Here is a 17,876-nt window from a genome sequence, read left to right as displayed (position 1 = left end):
TTTTATTCTTTAAACTGTTGTTCTCAAAATTAAGTTATTTCAACCATTTGAAGTAAAAAATGTTAATTAATAAACTTCTTTCCCTGCAAAAAAGCTATTGTTTTTCACCAAATATTTGTAATTATTTACTAAAAACACTAATAAAAACCTATTTTTTTATTACTTTTTGTAAAATTTTGTCTATCGACTATCTAAGTTGGCACATATCTTGCAATATAGTTTACAAAAGGTTAAAAATAATCAGATAAAAGGAGAGGGGAGTTTTTAATATTGGCTACATTAATTGGAGAACAAGAAATAGAAGATTTAGCCATCGGTGCAGCAGTACTCGGTACTGGAGGCGGGGGAGATCCATATGTAGGTAAGTTAATGGCACAACGTGCAATTCGTGAAACAGGTCCAATAACTTTACTTGCACCCCACGAGCTTCCAGATGACGCATTAGTAATTCCAACTGCAGCAATGGGTGCACCTACAGTTAGTATTGAGAAAATTCCAAATGGAGAGGAGGGCTATAACGCACTTCGAGCTTTGGAAAAGTATTTAGGAAAGCGTGCTTTTGCTACCATGCCTATTGAATGTGGTGGTGGAAATTCAACGATACCTTTTGTAGTTGCAGCTCAGGCTGGAATACCAGTTGTAGATGCTGATGGCATGGGGAGAGCTTTCCCAGAGCTTCAAATGGAAACGTTTCATATATACGGTATAAGTGGTTCACCGATGGTTCTTCATAACGAGCAGGGTGACCACTGTATATTGAACACAAAAGACAATCTTAGCTTAGAACGTTTTGCTCGAGCAATCACGGTTAAAATGGGAGCTACCTCTCATTTAGCTGAATACCCAATGAGTGGTCAACAGGTTAAAGAGGTAGCTATTACAGGTACAGTTTCATTAGCCATTCGAATTGGTCGAGCGATACGAGAGGCACGTATTCGTAAGGAAGACCCTATTGAGGCAATTATTGGGGTTACTGCTAATTCGATTTACGGTCCAGGTATGGTACTTTTCCAAGGGAAAGTTACTGGTGTTGATCGTCAAACAAAAGATGGTTTTGTAAGAGGAATGATTCAGATCGAAGGGTTTGATAAGTTTCAAGGAAGTACCCTAGAGGTAGATTTCCAGAATGAAAACCTAATCGCACGAAAAGATGGAGAGATTGTTGCGATGGTACCAGATTTAATCACATTACTCGACGCAGAAACTGGGATGCCGATCACTACAGAAGGTGTGAGATATGGGTACCGCGTCACTGCTCTTGGTATTCCTACACCTGAGATCATGCGCACGCCACAAGCTCTTGAAGTGTGGGGGCCTCGTTATTTTGGCTACGATGTAGATTATCAACTGATGGAAGAAATTCATTCAGAATACTATAAGGAAAAATTTAAAGTTTTAAAGGAGGTGGATCACCTTGAGTTATAAGATTGGAATTGATGTAGGGGGGACGAATACTGATGCGGTTCTCCTTGATAATCGAAATAACCTCTTAGGTGGTATAAAAACACCGACTACTGAGGATATTGGTACAGGTATTTTTAATGCAATCGATGAGGTAATGTCACAAGCAAATGTCGACCCAGCAAAAGTTGATTACACAATGTTAGGTACTACAGCTTGTACGAATGCGTTAGTAGAACGTAAGAGCCTCGCTCGCATCGGGTTAATTCGTATCTCTCGTCCTGCTGCTAGTTCCATCAACCCTATGTTTACATGGCCGGAAGACTTACGTGAGGTCGTTGGTGATCTGTATTTTGAAATTCAGGGTGGTTACGAATACGATGGGACGTTAATTAGTAAAGATCTTGATGATTATGAAGTAGATGAGGTTATACGAAAACTGAAATCAGAATGCGTGGAGGCTGTAGCCATTTGTGGTATATTTTCCCCTGTTCGCTCTGATCAAGAGAAACAATTAGCCAAGCGGTTACAGGCTGCGTTAGGACCTGAAGTTCCAATTACAATGTCTCATGAGATTGGTAGCATCGGTTTATTAGAGCGTGAGAACTCGGCAGGGTTGAATGCAGCCCTAGTAAAAGTAGCTGCTAAAGCTGCTGGTGGACTGGAAAAAGCTTTAATTGAACGGGGGATGTCTCCTAGAATACTTTTTGCCCAGAACGATGGAACCTTAATGGATTTAGAATATGTCCGTCGCTTCCCGATACTTACAATTGGTTCTGGTCCGACTAACAGTATTCGAGGCGCAGCTTTCCTTAGTGGTCTCGATGATTGCCTTGTGGTTGATGTTGGCGGCACTACAACTGATGTAGGTGTTTTGACGAAAGGTTTCCCTAGGACATCAGGTATTGCAGTGGAAATTGGCGGGGTTAGGACAAACTTTCGAATGCCAGATATCTTAGCTGTTGGACTAGGTGGCGGTAGCGTAGTTCGTTTGGAAAATGGAGCAGTAAAGATTGGCCCAGATAGCGTTGGTTACCAGTTGTTAGAGAAAGGGATTGGATTTGGTGGAGATACCCTTACTACGACTGATATTATAGCTCGAATGGATCCTGAGAAAATCAATCATCCTGCATTTTTGGTTGAACGTACAAGCCACATACCAGATACTGTCGTATCTCAAGTGTCACAGCAAATACGCGAAATAACAGAGGCTTCGATTGATAAGATGAAAACTAGTAATGTTGATCTTCCTGCAGTACTAGTTGGAGGTGGTAGCATTTTAATGCCTGATAAGTTAGCTGGTACCTCTGAGGTTATTCGTCCTCTTCACTATCAATACGCGAATGCCATTGGAGCTGCTATCGCACAGGTTTCTGGTGAGGTAGACCGTATGTGGAGTCTAGAAAAAACTACTCGTGCTCAGGCTGTAGAAGAAGCTAAAGCAACGGCAATTCGTATGGCGATGAATGCAGGTGCTGAAGCTAACTCAGTATCTATTGTAGATTTTGAAGAAGTTCCTTTAGCGTATCTATCAAACCATGCGCTCCGCATAAGGGCAAAAGCTGCAGGTATACTAAGTAGTTAAGGATAGTAGTTTTTTAAACTTTCTAAATATCAGATATTTTTGAAATTTAGAAATAAAAATAAAAGATAATTTAGAGGAGGAAAAGGTGAATGAAAAATTATTTAAGCAAGTGGGGTAGTCTTCTAATCGTTCTTCTTGTTGGTTTGTTATTTGTAGCATGTAGCAATGAGCCGACTAGTAATAGCAATGAAGATCCTGAAGCAAATCAAGAGGATAGTTCTACTGAACAGAATGTTATCCGAGTAACGATGGATTCTGACATTGACAACCTCGATCCTTATGCATTTAAATCCGATGCAGCACAGATCGTCGTGGATGCGACGTATGAAACATTCGTCGACTTTGGCTCTTCTGAAGATAGTGAAGGAACGATTATTGCTAATACTGATGAAGTAGTTCCTAATCTGACAGATTATGAGATTTCAGAAGACGGCACAGTAGTTACTTTGAAAGTTAATTCTGGTGCAACTTTTACTAACGGTGATCCTGTTGACGCTGAAGCTGTAGCTTTTTCTATTGAACGTGCATTAACTGGTGGTGGTTATTCTGCATTACTATGGGGGATCATCACTGTGAGCAGTATGGATCAAGTGGAGGTAGTTGACGACAGCGTTGTGATCACTTTAGAACAGGGAAGCCCGATGACTGAGAAAGTTCTACCACTTGCTTTAAATGTCCCTGTGAGTCCAAGTGTTACTCAAGAGAATGCAACAGATGCAGATCCATGGGCAAATGATTGGTATAGAAATAATATCCTTGGTACTGGACCTTATTTACTATCTGATTGGACACCAGGAGTAGAGTACCGTTTAAGTCCAGCTCCAAATTATTGGAACGAAGATAAGTTAAAAAATGATGGTGTTATCGTGAGAGTAGTACAAGATGCACAGCAACGCTTGGCGCTTTTAAAGCAGGGAGCAGTAGATGTGGCTCTAGGTCTACCACCTAGAAACCTTGCTGAATTGAAAGAAGACCCAGAAATTACAGTTTATGATTTTCCCTCAACTAACACGAACTACCTTGTAATGAACAACGATGTTGCGCCTTTTGATGATCCGTTAGTGAGACAGGCTGTTAACCTAGCTATTGATAGCGACAATTTAATTAATAATGTCCTATATGGATTTGCTCGACCACTAAATAGTGTTGTTCCTGAAGGGATGCCTACTCATCTAGACGTTGTTGGCGATAATGCTTATAACATTGAAAAGGCTAAGGAATTACTAGAGGAAGCTGGAGTGTCTGGATTTAGTACAGAGCTGTATGTAAATACAAGTCGTACAGAAGATCAGCAGGTAGCAGTTTGGATTAAAGATGCATTAGAACAAATAGGAATAAATGTAGAAATTAACACAGTTTCTGACGCTGCATATCGTGAAAATCAACAATCTGGTGTAATGCCAATGTTTATTGAGTACTGGTTCTCTTGGGTAAACGATCCTTTCTTCCAAATGTTCTGGATGTTTACATCCGATGCAGCTACTAACGCGGCAAAGTACAAAAACCCTGAAGTAGACGAACTAATCGCTCAAGGTATGTATGAGTTGGATGAAACCAAGCGCGAGGAACTATCACATAAGCTTCAACAGATGATTGTAGAAGATGCGCCGATCGCTTTACTTTACCAGCGAAACTATGTAGTAGCAGCTAACAGTGAAATTAAGGGAATGAATCGTTGGCCTGACCAACATATCCGTTTCCATACTCTTCACAAGTAGGAAGGAGTAGGAAAGTCAGGTGGCGATAGCCACCTGTCTTTTCCTTACTCAACAAAGGGGGATTTGCGTATGAATTTCTTTAGATATTTATCAAAACGATTATTACTAGCTGTTATTACTATATTTGGAGTACTCACAATCGTTTTCATCCTGACTCACATACTTCCTGGAAACCCAGCGCTTGTAAAAGTAGGCCAGTTTGCAGATGAAGCCACTATTAAAGCAATGGAAAAAGAAATGGGACTCGATAAACCTTTGATAGTGCAGTATGGTAACTACCTTGGACAAGTGTTACAAGGAAACTTAGGTAATAGTTGGACAACAGGACAGCCCGTTAATAAAGACCTTGCACAGCGTATTCCAGCAACGGTCGAACTTGCTCTTATCAGCTTGTTCATAGCGGTAATAATTGGCTTACCTTTAGGAATATTTGCTGCAGTAAAAGGTGGATGGATTGACCGGCTGATGCAAGGTATAAGTATTCTAGGGGTTTCAACTCCAGTGTTTTGGCTCGGTTTAATGTTAATTTATATTTTCTATTACCAACTAAACATTGCACCACCTCCAACAGGACGATTAGATGATTTAACTATGCCACCAACGAATATTACAGGGTTATATATCATTGATAGTCTTCTTACAGGGAATTTTGCAACACTGAAAGCTGCAATTTTGCAATTAATATTACCAGCAATTACATTGGCATTTGTTATTATCGCTCCTATTGCAAAGATGTCCCGTGATTCAATGATAAAGGTACTTCAGGCAGATTATATCCAATCAGCTCGGGCTTTAGGTGTTTCTGGGAACGAATATGTGTTTAAGGATGCTTTGCGCAACGCCATGATTCCAGTACTAACAACATTAGGTATTGTGCTTGGTTACCTAATTGCAGGCAGTGTCCTAATTGAGATGATATTCTCTTGGCCTGGAATTGGTATCTATGTTTGGCAAGCCTTAATGTCAAACGACTTTAATTCTATCCAAGGGGTTGTCCTAGTAATCGCTGTCTCCTATGTATTTATCAATCTAGTGGTTGACATTCTTTATAGTATTGTTGATCCAAGAATTCGACTTCATTAACGAAAGGAGGGGGATTTGTATATGAATCCTTCGACTGAAACAGCTGAGGTAACGTCTCCGCGGAAAGAGAAGTGGTATAGCTTAAACCAGATTTTTAGGCACAATTTAAGTTTAACTACTGGTTTAATTCTTCTAATCTTTTTGTTGTTTGTAGCGATCGTTGGCCCATTACTGACACCATACTCACCTTATGAAACGAGTCCAGGTAATCAGTACGAGGCGCCATCATTAAGTAACCCTTTTGGCACTGACGAATTTGGCCGAGACATTATGACCAGGGTAATTTACGCTGCACAATTAGATCTGTTCATTGCATTGTCGGTAACTGCATTAGCTTTGGTTGTTGGTGCATTAATAGGTGCAGTGGCAGGATATTATGGTGGCTGGGTCGATCTTATTATCTCTAGAATCGTTGACATTATGCTATCATTTCCAGCCTTTATTCTTGCCCTAGGTGTTACGGCGATGCTAGGAAATAGTATACAAAACGTAATTCTTGCATTAAGTATTGCCTATATGCCTTATTTTATACGTCTAACCCGCGGGGAAATGCTCAAACTCCGTAATGCAGAATTTGCAGATGCTGCTCGCTGTATTGGTACACCAAAATTTAAGATTATGCTAGTTCATCTTATGCCTAATGCAATTGGGCCTGCTTTAACTCAATGTACACTCACGATGGGGTGGGCAATCTTAGACACGGCGGGATTAAGCTTTTTAGGACTAGGTGTAAAAGCACCAACTGCAGAATGGGGTGTAATGATTGGAAATGGGGTTAGAGATATATTTTCTGGTGAATGGTGGACATCGTTCTTCCCTGGCATGGCGGTAATATTGGCCGTCCTTACTTTTAACCTCATTGCAAACGGTATGCGGAAGATGAAGGAGGATTAATATGGAAGAGTTATTAGACGTCAAAGGTCTTACTGTCACATTTCCACAACAGCAGAAAATTAACCGAGTGGTTGACGACATCTCTTTTTCTATTCGACGCAACGAAGTGATTGGACTAGTAGGCGAGAGTGGATCGGGGAAAACCGTAACTGCTACTGCAGTTTTAAGTTTGACACGACAACCAGCCAAAATTGAAACTGGCCAAATAATCTTTCAAGAAGAAGACCTTCTAGCAAAGAAAGAAACAGAGTTACAGAAGATACGCGGAAGTCAAATCTCGATGATCTTCCAAAACCCACGTACTAGCTTAAACCCCTTAATGAAAGTGGGAGAACAAATTGCGCGGGCCTACAAAATTCACTCTAAATATAATAATGCCGAAGCTAAAGCCGAGTCTTTAAAGATGCTGAAACTAGTAGGGATACCGGATCCCAATGCTAGGTATGATGCCTATCCCCATGAGCTTTCAGGAGGTATGTGTCAGCGAATTATGATTGCGATGGCTCTTGCCTGTAACCCAGACTTACTGATCGCTGATGAACCAACCACTGGGCTAGACGTGACGATAGAAGCACAAATATTTGATTTAATCAAGGAACTACAGAAAAAGTTGGGGATGTCAGTATTATTAATTACTCATGACCTTGGTATAGTAGCGGAAACCTGTGATCGTGTAGCGGTAATGTATGGGGGGAACATCGTTGAAATGGCCGATGTACAGACAATTTTTAAAGAACAAAAGCATCCATACTCTCAACACTTGATTGGTTCCCTACTACGATTAGATCAAAATTCGAGTGCTGAGATAGAAATTGAGGATATTACACCAGGCATTGACTATAATACGCAAGGCTGCAGGTATGCAAACAGATGTCCAGTGGCAACTGAGGTTTGCTTTAGTACAAAGCCTGTCGTTACAAATGTAGGTGATGGTCACACTGTGATGTGTCATCTTTATGGGGAGGAGAACTGATATGGCTCCATTACTGGAAATTAAAAATTTAAAAAAGTGGTTCCGATCTGGTCAAGATACCGTACACGCCGTAAACGGGATTTCACTTGACATTGAACCTGGTGAAGTGGTCGCTTTGGTAGGGGAAAGTGGTTGCGGTAAATCGACTACAGCTCGTTGCGTATTAAAGTTAACAGATCCTACTGAAGGACAAATCATCTTTAATGGAACAGATATTAGTCAAATGCCTGAAAAAAAATTCCGGGCGTATCGACGCCAGATTCAGATGGTTTTCCAGGATCCAACTATGTCTTTAAACCCTCTTTTTACTGTTAGACGAACATTAGCTGAACCGTTGAAGTTACAAGGCCTTGCTAAAGGCCCAGAGTTAGAGAAACGTATCATAGAAATACTTGAAAAGGTGCAATTAGGTGCACAGCATTTAGACCGTTATCCTCGCCAGCTCTCTGGTGGTCAGCGTCAGCGGGTTGGAATTGCGCGAGCATTAATTACCCAACCTGAACTAGTGGTATTGGATGAGCCAACTTCGGCTTTAGATATGTCGGTAAAGCTTTCGGTAGTTAATTTATTACGTAAATTACAAAAGGATCTAAATGCCACATACTTGTTGATTACGCATGATATGAACACGGTAAAGCATTTGTGTAGTCGCGTAATGGTCATGTATTTAGGACGTATTGTTGAAGCAGGGCCAGTTTCAGAGGTCTTCTCAAACCCACAACACCCATATACTCGAGCTTTACTTTCTGCTATACCTGTTGCCGATCCAGATGCTAAGAAAGAGCGAATGCGTCTAGAAGGGGATACACCGAGTCCAGTGTCTTTACCAAAAGGATGTTCTTTAGTAGATCGTTGTCCATTGGCAGAGCCGCGTTGTGCTGAAAAGTATCCAGAAACTCGAACCCTTCCTGGTGGACACGATGTAGCGTGTCATCTAGTTGAAGAAACTGAGAGTGTAAAAATGTTAGAAGTTAAGTGATCTACTTTATTTTAAGTGAAAACAAAGGGAGGAATATACAATGATCGCAGAACGTGCTTTGTCAATGCCTAAATCAGCAATTCGGCAATTCTTTAACCTTGCTCAAGGTCTAGATGATGTCATCGACCTTACTATTGGGGCACCAGATTTTACGACACCAGAAAATATCGTAAATGCCAATGTAAAAGCTTCATTAGAAGGGCACCACTACTATTCAAGTAACGCAGGAATCATGTCCTTACGTAAGGCCATTGCAGCAAAATTTGAGCGCGATAATGGTATTAGCTATGATCCTGAAACTGAAATTGACGTTACGATTGGTGCAACTGAGGCATTAGGATTGTTGATGATGACTCTATTAAACCCAGGGGATGAAGTGATTTTAGCTGATCCAACATGGCCTAACTATATTACACAAATCTTAATGGCAGGTGGTGTACCAGTACGTGTTCCTACTTATGAAGAAGACGGTTTCTCTCTTCAAGTAGAAGCGGTAGAAGCGGCTATCACAGAAAAAACAAGAGCTATTCTAATTAATACACCTAATAACCCTACTGGAGCCTTACTAGAAAAAAAGTCTGTTCAAGAGTTTGTTGAATTAGCAAAGAAACACGAGGTTTATCTAATCAGTGACGAAGTATATGAAAAAATTATTTATGATGAAAATGAGCACTTCAGCCCTGCTTCTTTACCTGGGGCCAAGGAAGTTGTTATTACTGTTAACAGTTTCTCTAAGTCCTACGCTATGTGTGGCTGGAGGGTAGGATATGTTGCTGCTAGTGAAAATGTCATTGCTCCACTCTTAAAGTTACAGGAAGGGATGGCGTCGTGTGCTAATACAATGGCACAAATGGCTGCCGTCGCTGCTTTAGAAGGACCTCAAGATGCGGTTGACGAGATGGTTAAGCGTTACAAGGAGCGTCGCGACCTCATGGTTGAAGGGTTAAATAAAATTCCTGGTATCTCAGTGATTAAGCCTGGAGGAGCCTTCTACTTATTTGTGAATATCAAAGAGCTTGGGAAAAGTTCACAAGAGTTTGCGACTGAATTATTAAAACAGACTGGGGTTATGACTGTACCAGGTTCAGGGTTTGGTGAGGCTGGAGAAGGATATATTCGAATTTGTTACGCTAAAAGCGATGAGCTTCTTCAACAAGCGCTTGAACGTATTAATAGTTTCGTATCTAAGGAGTACAGTCGTTCTTAAGTTGTCTGTTAGAGAGGTGGTAGTAAAGAATGTGGCATTTTGAAAAAATACAAGCAAGCTTGGGTGCCCCTGGTGAAATCGAGGCGTTAATGCGTGATGAGCTACTTCCGTATTTCCGTAGTTGTGGATTCAATGTTAAATTTTTTGTGACTCAGCACGAGTTGGGGCAAGGAGAATTTTTTTTCACAACTGAAGCAAATTCATTTGCAGATCTTGATCGTTGGCCAGAAAGAGTTGGGGCAGATCCAAAGGGTGTAGAGCTATTAAGCCAATTAATAAATTTAGCTGATGGAACGCCGCAAGCTAAAATGTTAAAGGAGATTGGAGCGGGTGCAACCCCTCTAAATTGGCATGCTCATCCTATGTGGCACATCGAAGGGTTTGATTCAAATCGACCAGCAGGAGAACTAGAAAAACATCTAATTGAGAAATGCCTTCCCTATTGGAGAGAACGGGGGTTTACGGCCCACGTTATGCAATCTGAATTAGGGTTTGGTGAACGCTCTCTGTGGTTACTGACGGGTGTTGACAGTTTCGGTTCACTAGACAAGTGGGAAGAGTTAGCTTTATCAGAACCGTATGGCGAACAAATTATGAAAGAGCTCGTGTCTATGATTCGACACAAGACCGCAAACTTGGTTCGCGACGTTGAAGCATAAAGGAAGGATGGTGTTACCATGGCAAAAGTTATATTATCCGAAGAACAGATAGACGAATATTGGTCATTTCTCCAGCCTAGTCGACCAGCAATGCTAACTACCCTTAATAAGGATGGCACCATTAATGTTGCCCCTTTTGGCTGGAATATGCCAGTATCAGCCAATCCACCTCGGGTAAGCGTTGCATTGGTAAACTCTCCACCGAATCGTACACTGACCAATATTCGTAGGGAGAAGGAGTTTGTGTTAAACATCCCCACTATGCAGGTCGCTGATAAGCTAGTCCAGGCGTCGTACCAACATCCTAGCGACGTAAGTAAATTCTCGGTAATCGGGTTTCAACGTCTGGAATCGCGTGTCATCCAAACTCCAGGAATTGCTGAATGTAGGGCTAGTTTGGAGTGCCGCCTCTTTAAAGAAGTAGACGTGGGTGACCATACATTGATATTAGGTGACGTTAAGGTAGTTTCCTTTGAAGAGGAAGATTATACAAAAGACCTTACCTTAAAAATCGATCAAGCTTGGCCTGTAATTCACTTAGATCAGTACAGGAAAAATGGTGGTCAAGTTCACTCTTTTGTAAAGACAGCGGGGTTACATAATATCTTTGTCCCATACAACGACCGTTAAAAGTTGGTGTGAGAATAAAGGAGGAGAACTTTAAATGGGATTTTATGAATGGTTGAAGGAGTATCGTTTGGTCGCAATTATTCGCGGCATTGAAACCTCAAGTGCAGTTCCAGTGGCAGATGCAATACATGCGGGAGGTGTTCATCTAATAGAAGTAACTATGAATACAGATGATGCACCTCAAATGATATCAAAATTGGTTGACTCCTCTAATGGAAAAATGTATATCGGTGCTGGTACCGTTCTAAATAAAGAGATGGCTAAAGAAGCGATTGCAGCTGGGGCTCAATATCTCATTACCCCTAATGTTGATGAAGATGTTATTAAGTTTGGATTGGAAAGAGGAATAGATGTCCTGCCTGGTGTAATGACACCAACTGAAATTGTGAAAGCGTACAATGCAGGTGCAAAAATGGTAAAAGTTTTTCCTTCAAGCAGTCTTGGAGTCAGCCATCTTAAAGAACTACAAGGACCGCTTGGTCACATTCCAATGGTAGCTGTCGGCGGAGTCAATATCGACAATGTTAAAAGTTTTTTTAAGGCAGGTGCCGTTGCTGTTGGTGTTGGTAGCAGTTTAATTAAGAAAGAAGCTATTACTCAAGGTAATTTTGATCTATTAACTCAGTCTGCAAATGCGTTTATGCAAACAATTAAAGGTTGTGACAGCTGTGACTCATAAGGGGATAAATCCAGAAATTTTGACTCTAGGAGAAACAATGGTATTATTTCAAACGGTTCAAGATAGTCGATTGCAATATGCATCATCTTTAGCAAAATCACTTGCAGGAGCCGAGTCTAATGTCTCGATAGGTCTTACTCGCTTAGGGAAAAGAGTAGGTTGGCTAAGTCGGTTAGGAAATGATCCCTTCGGCGATTATATTTATTCCACTCTATTAGGTGAGGGAGTTGATCTCTCTTATGTAAGAAGAGATAAACAATATCCTACTGGTGTAATGTTTAAAGAAATTAAGGGAGCAATCGATCCAGGAGTTTACTATTATCGAAAAAGTTCAGCAGCAAGTGTATGGAAATCAAAAGAGTTATCACAGGAAATGTTCGAAGGCGTAAAGACCTTGCATTTAACTGGAATTACTCCTGCGTTAAGTTCAGAGTGTAAGGAAACTTCATTTGAGGCTATTCGGCTAGCTAAACAAGCGGGCGCAATGATTTCTTTTGATCCAAATATGAGATACAAACTTTGGAGTGCTGCAGAGGCTAGGCAGACATTTATTGAACTAATTAAATTATCCGATATCATTTTACCTGGTATTGATGAGGGTGAACTTATAACTGGTAAGCAAGATCCAGATTCTATTGCAATAGACATATTGGCGTTAGGAGCAAAGATTGTCGTAATTAAGGTAGGACCAGAGGGATCTATTGCTTATACAAAGGAAGAAGGAAACTTATATAAAGTAAAGGCCCCAGGATTTCCTGTTCACCAGGTTGTAGATACAGTCGGGGCTGGTGATGGATTTGCAGCTGGATTTTTATCTGCTTATCTAGATCAAGAAAATATGTTTGACTGCTTACAAAGAGCTAATGCAATAGGGGCAATGGTCACCCAGTATAGGGGAGATTGGGAGGGACTTCCCACCCTTGAAGAAGTAGAGAGTTTTATTTCAGGCAGAGTTGCTGTTTCACGATAATCCATAATTACTAGGAGGGAAAATCTTGTCGCGTATACAAGAGGCACGAGAGGTTATCAAAAATATCAAAAAGGCTTGGGAGCACAATAAAAAAACATCGTTATTGATGATTACTGAGGTACGTGGGTCAGCTTATCGTCAACCTGGTGCAAAGATGATGATAGCAGATGATGGGCAGATGTTTGGAACTTTGAGCGGTGGTTGTTTAGAGAATGATTTGTTTGAGTGGTCTAAAGAAGCAATTCGTAATAACACTCCAATTACAAGACAGTACGATCTGAGTGAAAATGATCTATGGTCTTTGGGTATCGGTTGTAAAGGATCATTGGAAGTAATGATTATGCCTATTGATCCTCAGGATGGCTTTTGGCAAAGAGCATTTAGTCTAATCCCCAAAAATGAACCTCTTTCTATGGTTTTGGAAATTCCAAGTGGTGTCAGGGTTCTTGTAGATCAGAACGGGGATAGTTGGGGTGATATAGATGAGGTACCCAAGGAGATTCATAGAATTGCACGGGAACGTAAACAACGAACACGTGCAGAAGTTATTTCCCATGGGAGTCGGCGGTTTGTAATTGATACGATGAAACCTAGTGAACGTCTCATAATAGCGGGGGCGGGTCACGATGCAATTCCACTTGCTTCTGTTGCTAAAGGAGTAGGTTACGATGTAACAATATTAGACCCAAGGAAAGACTTTAACAATAACTTTCGATTTCCAGATGTATCACATATGGTCGCTGAACCTAACGAAGCTGATTCGATGTTATTAAGTGACTGTTCATGGGTCATAATGAATCATCAACAAAATCGCGATGAAGCAACTATAGAACTTGCTTTAAAAAGCAACCCTCGTTTTATTGGTGTCTTAGGACCTTTATCTCGGACCGAAGAAATGCTTACGAACATCGGTGCCTCTTTATCGAGTGGTCCTCTGCATGCGCCAATTGGGTTAGATCTAGGGGCTGAGACAATTGAGGAAGTGGCAATTAGTATTATATCTGAACTAATGATGATCCGGAGTGGAAGTAGTGGAAGTCCATTGCACGGACGAACCAAAATTCATGCTTAAGATTGGTGCAGTTATATTAGCCGCTGGAATGTCAAAGCGCATGGGAGCTCCTAAATTATTATTAAATTTTCATGGAAAACCGCTATTCCTTCACTCAGTAGAATGTGCAATTAGTTCTAAACTAAGTCCTATACTCATTGTTGGGGGAAAACATATTCAGTCTCTACAGCATTATACAAGAGATTTGCCTGTAGAAGTTATAAGCAACCCAAATTACGAGGAGGGCATGGCTACATCTTTTAAGCTAGGTGTCGAAGCTATAGGAGATAAAGTAGACGCCATCATGGTTTTATTGGCAGATCAACCTTTTTTACCTCCTATGTTAATTGAAAGAATAGTGCAAACTTATTTGCATAGTCGGTCAGAAGGAACTCGGATTGTGCGACCACGGTATAGTAGTTTACCTGGCCACCCTGTTTTGTTTGATGCAGATTTGTTTACCGAATTCCAAGGTCTAAAGGGTGATGAAGGTGGTCGGTCTATCATTAAGAAACATTCTCAGAAATTAAAATTAATCGATGTTGAAAATCTAATGTGGGGAGTAGACATAGACACTCCTAATGAATTGAAGAAATATGAAAACTCTCCACACTTTTGTATTTAAAAGATTAATAGTATTTATAGCCTAAGACATGTCTACATGTTAGTGGAGCATGAGAGTATAAGTACAAATTCTAATATGTAGGTTAATCAAAGCATTATCTTAAATTATTATTTTATGGAGGGTGAAGTTATGAAAACGATTAGTATTATTGGTGGAACAGGAAATCAAGGTAAGGGTCTTGCACTTCGATTAGGAGCAGCTGGATACCCAATTGTCCTAGGGTCACGTAGTTCAGAAAAAGCTATCAAGGTTGCAAATGAAATTAAAGAACAGCACGGTAATATTAATATTGAAGGTGTGGACAATGGAACTGCAGCTGAAAGAGGAGATGTTGTAATACTCACTATCCCATTTAAGTCTCAAAACGATATTCTTGACCCATTAAAAGAAAAATTAAGTGGAAAAATCGTAGTTGATACGACAGTAGCTCTTATTCCTGGAAAACCTCCAACTACTGAAAATGTACCAGAGGGATCCGCTGCAGAAAAGTTACAAGTTATTTTAGGTTCTGATGTTAAAGTAGTTTCGGCATTTCACACTATTTCTGCTCACATGCTTGAAGATATGGAAAAAGAACTTAAAGGAGATACTTTGGTAGCAGGTGACGATGCACCTGCTAAGGAAGTGGTAATAGAGTTAGCAAATAAAATAGGACTACGTGGATTAAATGCAGGTCCATTAAAGGTATCTTCTACTCTTGAAAGAATTACCGCTCTTGTTATTGGGATGAACATTCGATATAAGAAAAAAAGTATTGGCGTTGATTTTACTAATGTATAAGGAGCTTCATCACAAATACTAAAATAATAATAGAAAGAAAGGGTAGATGACTATATCATGAATGGAGTTCAAAACACTACTATACTTGACGAGAAACAAATGGACATGAAACTTTTTCAATATCTAGAGAATTATGATTATGAACAGATGATCCTTTGTCAGGATCAAACATCAGGCTTAAAAGCAATTATTGCCATACATGATACGACCCTTGGACCAGCTCTAGGTGGTTCGAGAATGTGGAAGTATGATAATGAAGCATCGGCAATCAATGATGCCCTTCGGTTAGCGCGAGGTATGACCTACAAAAATGCAGCTGCTGGCTTAAACTTAGGTGGAGGAAAGACTGTTATAATAGGTGATCCACGAAAAGATAAAAGTGAAGAAATGTTCAGGGCTCTCGGAAGGTATATTCAGGGGTTAAATGGACGGTATATTACCGCTGAAGATGTGGGAACTACAGAAAATGATATGGACTTAATTCATATGGAAACTGATTTTGTTACAGGTATTTCCCAATCATTTGGTAGTTCAGGGAACCCTTCTCCAGTTACTGCTTACGGAGTCTATTGTGGCATGAAAGCAGCTGTACAAGAAGCATTCGGTACTAGTAGTGTAGAAGGATTGACTGTTGCAGTACAAGGAGTAGGGAGTGTTTCTTATCACTTATTGAAGTATCTCCACCAAGAGGGCGCTAACCTTATTGTTACTGATATTAATAAAGAAGCTGTTGAAAAAGCGGTAGTGGAATTTGGGGCAAAGTCTGTAGATCCGAACGAAATTTATGATCAACAGTGTGATGTCTTTGCGCCATGTGCTTTGGGAGCTGTTTTAAACGACGAAACCATTTCACGGCTTAAAGCTAAAATAATTGCAGGGGCAGCTAACAACCAATTAAAAGAAGAATACCATGGGGACCTTCTTCATGAAAAGGGTATTCTTTATGTCCCAGACTATGTAATTAACGCGGGTGGGGTTATTAATATAGCTGATGAACTACAGGGAGGATACAATCAAAATAGAGCTATGAAGAAAGTGGAAACGATTTTTGATAATGTGATGAAAGTCTTTGAAATCAGCCAAAGAGATCTCATTCCTACGTATCACGCTGCAGATAGGATGGCAGAAGAAAGAATCGAAAAAGCACGACGAGGTTTACGCTCTAAGTTTTTGATCAATCCAGTTAGTGTATTAAATAGAAAATAACAATTCCTACAAATATATTTTTAATGCTTAGACCCGACAATTCAATTTTGTAAGGTAACCAAGTTATAGGACACAACTTTATCTTTCTACCAATAGCAAATGACTTCTTCTTGATTATTAAAGAAGGAGTCTTCTTTCTAAGTTGATAGTTGGTACGTTAATTTTAAATAAACTAATAAAATTTTATAAGGAGTGAACTGTGTATGTCAAATTTACGTGAACGTGCTCTTAAATTACACAAAGAAAGTAAAGGAAAGTTAAATATCACTTCCAAAGTTCCAGTCACAAATGCAGATGATTTAAGTCTTGCTTATTCTCCAGGAGTTGCCGAACCTTGTATTGAGATTCAAAAGGACCCAAAACTAGTATTTGATTATACTATTAAAGGAAATCTAGTTGGGGTAATTTCTAATGGAACAGCCGTACTAGGTTTAGGTAATATCGGGCCACATGCAGCTATGCCAGTAATGGAAGGGAAAGCTGTGTTATTTAAAGAATTTGCTGATGTAGATGCTTTTCCAATTTGCTTAGATACAGTGGATGTAGATAAAATCGTTGAAACTGTGAAGTTGTTAGAACCTACATTTGGTGGGATTAATCTAGAAGATATCGCTGCTCCACAATGTTTTGAAATCGAGGACCGTCTGAAAAAGGAATGTCAAATCCCTATTTTCCATGATGATCAACATGGTACGGCTGTTGTTACAGCTGCAGGGTTAATTAATGCTTTAAAGTTAGTTGATAAGTCAATAGATCAAGTTCGTGTTGTAATTAATGGGGCTGGTGCAGCTGGAATTGCAACCACTAAGTTATTGCTTCATTTAGGTGTTAAAGACATCGTTATGTGTGATACGAAAGGAATTATTTACGAAGGAAGACAACTAGGTATGAATCCTATCAAAGAAGAAATTGCGTTAGTCACCAATAAAGAAAGAGTATCTGGAAATTTAGCCGATGCAATGAAGAATACTGATGTATTCATAGGGGTTTCTTCGGCTGGGGCAGTTTCACCAGAAATGGTAAATTCCATGAATAAGGATGCAATCATCTTTGCAATGGCCAATCCAGTACCTGAAATTATGCCTGAAGAAGCAAAAAAAGCAGGAGCGAAAGTTATCGGGACGGGAAGATCTGATTTTGCAAATCAAGTAAACAATGTCTTAGCTTTTCCAGGGATTTTCCGTGGAGCTTTGGATGCACGTGCAAAAGAGATTAACGAAACAATGATGATCGCTGCAGTTTATGCAATTGCAGAGATAATCTTACCTGAAGAATTGCACCCTGATTATGTTATTCCTAGCCCATTTGATTTGAGAGTAGCTTCTAATGTAGCTGCAGCTGTTTCGAAAGCAGCAATAGAGACTGGGGTAGCTCAAATTTCCTTGACTTTAGAAGCTTAAGTCCTACCGCAACTTAACATGTTTATAGGTTCTGAA

At 40.1% G+C, this 17,876-nt stretch carries 17 protein-coding genes; all 17 read left to right on the top strand.

Annotated features, from left to right (window positions below; all coding sequences use genetic code 11):
• The first annotated feature begins 270 nt into the window (after positions 1–270).
• The 17 genes from BK574_RS15690 to ystJ all read left to right on the top strand — a co-directional run bounded on the left by BK574_RS15690 (position 271) and on the right by ystJ (position 17,840).
• On the top strand, positions 271–1,425 hold the full coding sequence (locus tag BK574_RS15690; protein ID WP_078429250.1) for a DUF917 domain-containing protein: 1,155 nt from the start codon (positions 271–273) through the stop codon (positions 1,423–1,425).
• On the top strand, positions 1,415–2,986 hold the full coding sequence (locus BK574_RS15685; RefSeq protein WP_078429249.1) for a hydantoinase/oxoprolinase N-terminal domain-containing protein: 1,572 nt from the start codon (positions 1,415–1,417) through the stop codon (positions 2,984–2,986). The genes BK574_RS15690 and BK574_RS15685 overlap by 11 nt, the downstream gene beginning before the upstream one ends.
• A gap of 89 nt (positions 2,987–3,075) precedes the next feature.
• On the top strand, positions 3,076–4,704 hold the full coding sequence (locus BK574_RS15680; RefSeq protein WP_078429248.1) for an ABC transporter substrate-binding protein: 1,629 nt from the start codon (positions 3,076–3,078) through the stop codon (positions 4,702–4,704).
• Between the two features lie 69 nt (positions 4,705–4,773).
• A complete protein-coding gene (locus BK574_RS15675; RefSeq protein ID WP_078429247.1) occupies positions 4,774–5,787 on the top strand; it encodes an ABC transporter permease in 1,014 nt (337 codons plus the stop codon).
• A gap of 21 nt (positions 5,788–5,808) precedes the next feature.
• Positions 5,809–6,681 (top strand): ABC transporter permease, encoded by an 873-nt coding sequence (locus tag BK574_RS15670; protein ID WP_078429246.1) that lies wholly within the window; start codon positions 5,809–5,811, stop codon positions 6,679–6,681.
• Position 6,682: 1 nt separating this feature from the next.
• Positions 6,683–7,654, top strand: coding sequence for an ABC transporter ATP-binding protein (locus tag BK574_RS15665; RefSeq protein ID WP_078429245.1), 972 nt, complete (start codon positions 6,683–6,685; stop codon positions 7,652–7,654).
• Between the two features lies 1 nt (position 7,655).
• Positions 7,656–8,633: an ABC transporter ATP-binding protein gene (locus BK574_RS15660; RefSeq protein WP_238458032.1), complete on the top strand. Its 978-nt coding sequence runs from the start codon at positions 7,656–7,658 to the stop codon at positions 8,631–8,633.
• Between the two features lie 40 nt (positions 8,634–8,673).
• A complete protein-coding gene (locus tag BK574_RS15655; protein ID WP_218970582.1) occupies positions 8,674–9,840 on the top strand; it encodes a pyridoxal phosphate-dependent aminotransferase in 1,167 nt (388 codons plus the stop codon).
• Between the two features lie 29 nt (positions 9,841–9,869).
• Entirely contained in the window at positions 9,870–10,499 is a 630-nt protein-coding gene (locus BK574_RS15650) for a hypothetical protein (RefSeq protein ID WP_078429243.1), read from the top strand.
• A gap of 18 nt (positions 10,500–10,517) precedes the next feature.
• The gene (locus tag BK574_RS15645; protein WP_078429242.1) at positions 10,518–11,129 is read left to right on the top strand and encodes a flavin reductase family protein; all 612 of its coding nucleotides are present in this window, start codon (positions 10,518–10,520) and stop codon (positions 11,127–11,129) included.
• A gap of 34 nt (positions 11,130–11,163) precedes the next feature.
• Positions 11,164–11,808, top strand: coding sequence for a bifunctional 4-hydroxy-2-oxoglutarate aldolase/2-dehydro-3-deoxy-phosphogluconate aldolase (locus tag BK574_RS15640; RefSeq protein ID WP_078429241.1), 645 nt, complete (start codon positions 11,164–11,166; stop codon positions 11,806–11,808).
• Positions 11,762–12,778 (top strand): sugar kinase, encoded by a 1,017-nt coding sequence (locus BK574_RS15635; protein WP_078429240.1) that lies wholly within the window; start codon positions 11,762–11,764, stop codon positions 12,776–12,778. Before BK574_RS15640 ends, BK574_RS15635 begins: the two co-directional genes overlap by 47 nt.
• A gap of 25 nt (positions 12,779–12,803) precedes the next feature.
• Positions 12,804–13,850 (top strand): XdhC family protein, encoded by a 1,047-nt coding sequence (locus BK574_RS15630; RefSeq protein ID WP_078429239.1) that lies wholly within the window; start codon positions 12,804–12,806, stop codon positions 13,848–13,850.
• Positions 13,843–14,454 (top strand): nucleotidyltransferase family protein, encoded by a 612-nt coding sequence (locus BK574_RS15625; protein ID WP_078429238.1) that lies wholly within the window; start codon positions 13,843–13,845, stop codon positions 14,452–14,454. The genes BK574_RS15630 and BK574_RS15625 overlap by 8 nt, the downstream gene beginning before the upstream one ends.
• A 129-nt stretch (positions 14,455–14,583) precedes the next feature.
• Positions 14,584–15,234: an NADPH-dependent F420 reductase gene (npdG, locus tag BK574_RS15620; RefSeq protein ID WP_158211673.1), complete on the top strand. Its 651-nt coding sequence runs from the start codon at positions 14,584–14,586 to the stop codon at positions 15,232–15,234.
• Between the two features lie 105 nt (positions 15,235–15,339).
• Positions 15,340–16,440: a Leu/Phe/Val dehydrogenase gene (locus BK574_RS15615; protein WP_078430886.1), complete on the top strand. Its 1,101-nt coding sequence runs from the start codon at positions 15,340–15,342 to the stop codon at positions 16,438–16,440.
• A 203-nt stretch (positions 16,441–16,643) separates the two neighbouring features.
• Positions 16,644–17,840 (top strand): NADP-dependent malic enzyme, encoded by a 1,197-nt coding sequence (gene ystJ / locus BK574_RS15610; RefSeq protein WP_078429236.1) that lies wholly within the window; start codon positions 16,644–16,646, stop codon positions 17,838–17,840.
• Positions 17,841–17,876: the final 36 nt, after the last annotated feature.

The organism is Alkalihalobacterium alkalinitrilicum (assembly GCF_002019605.1).
Taxonomy (GTDB): Bacteria; Bacillota; Bacilli; order Bacillales; family Bacillaceae_F; genus Alkalihalobacterium; species Alkalihalobacterium alkalinitrilicum.
The sequence above is the reverse complement of the archived record's forward strand: the minus strand, read 5'-3'. Positions and strand labels throughout refer to the sequence as shown.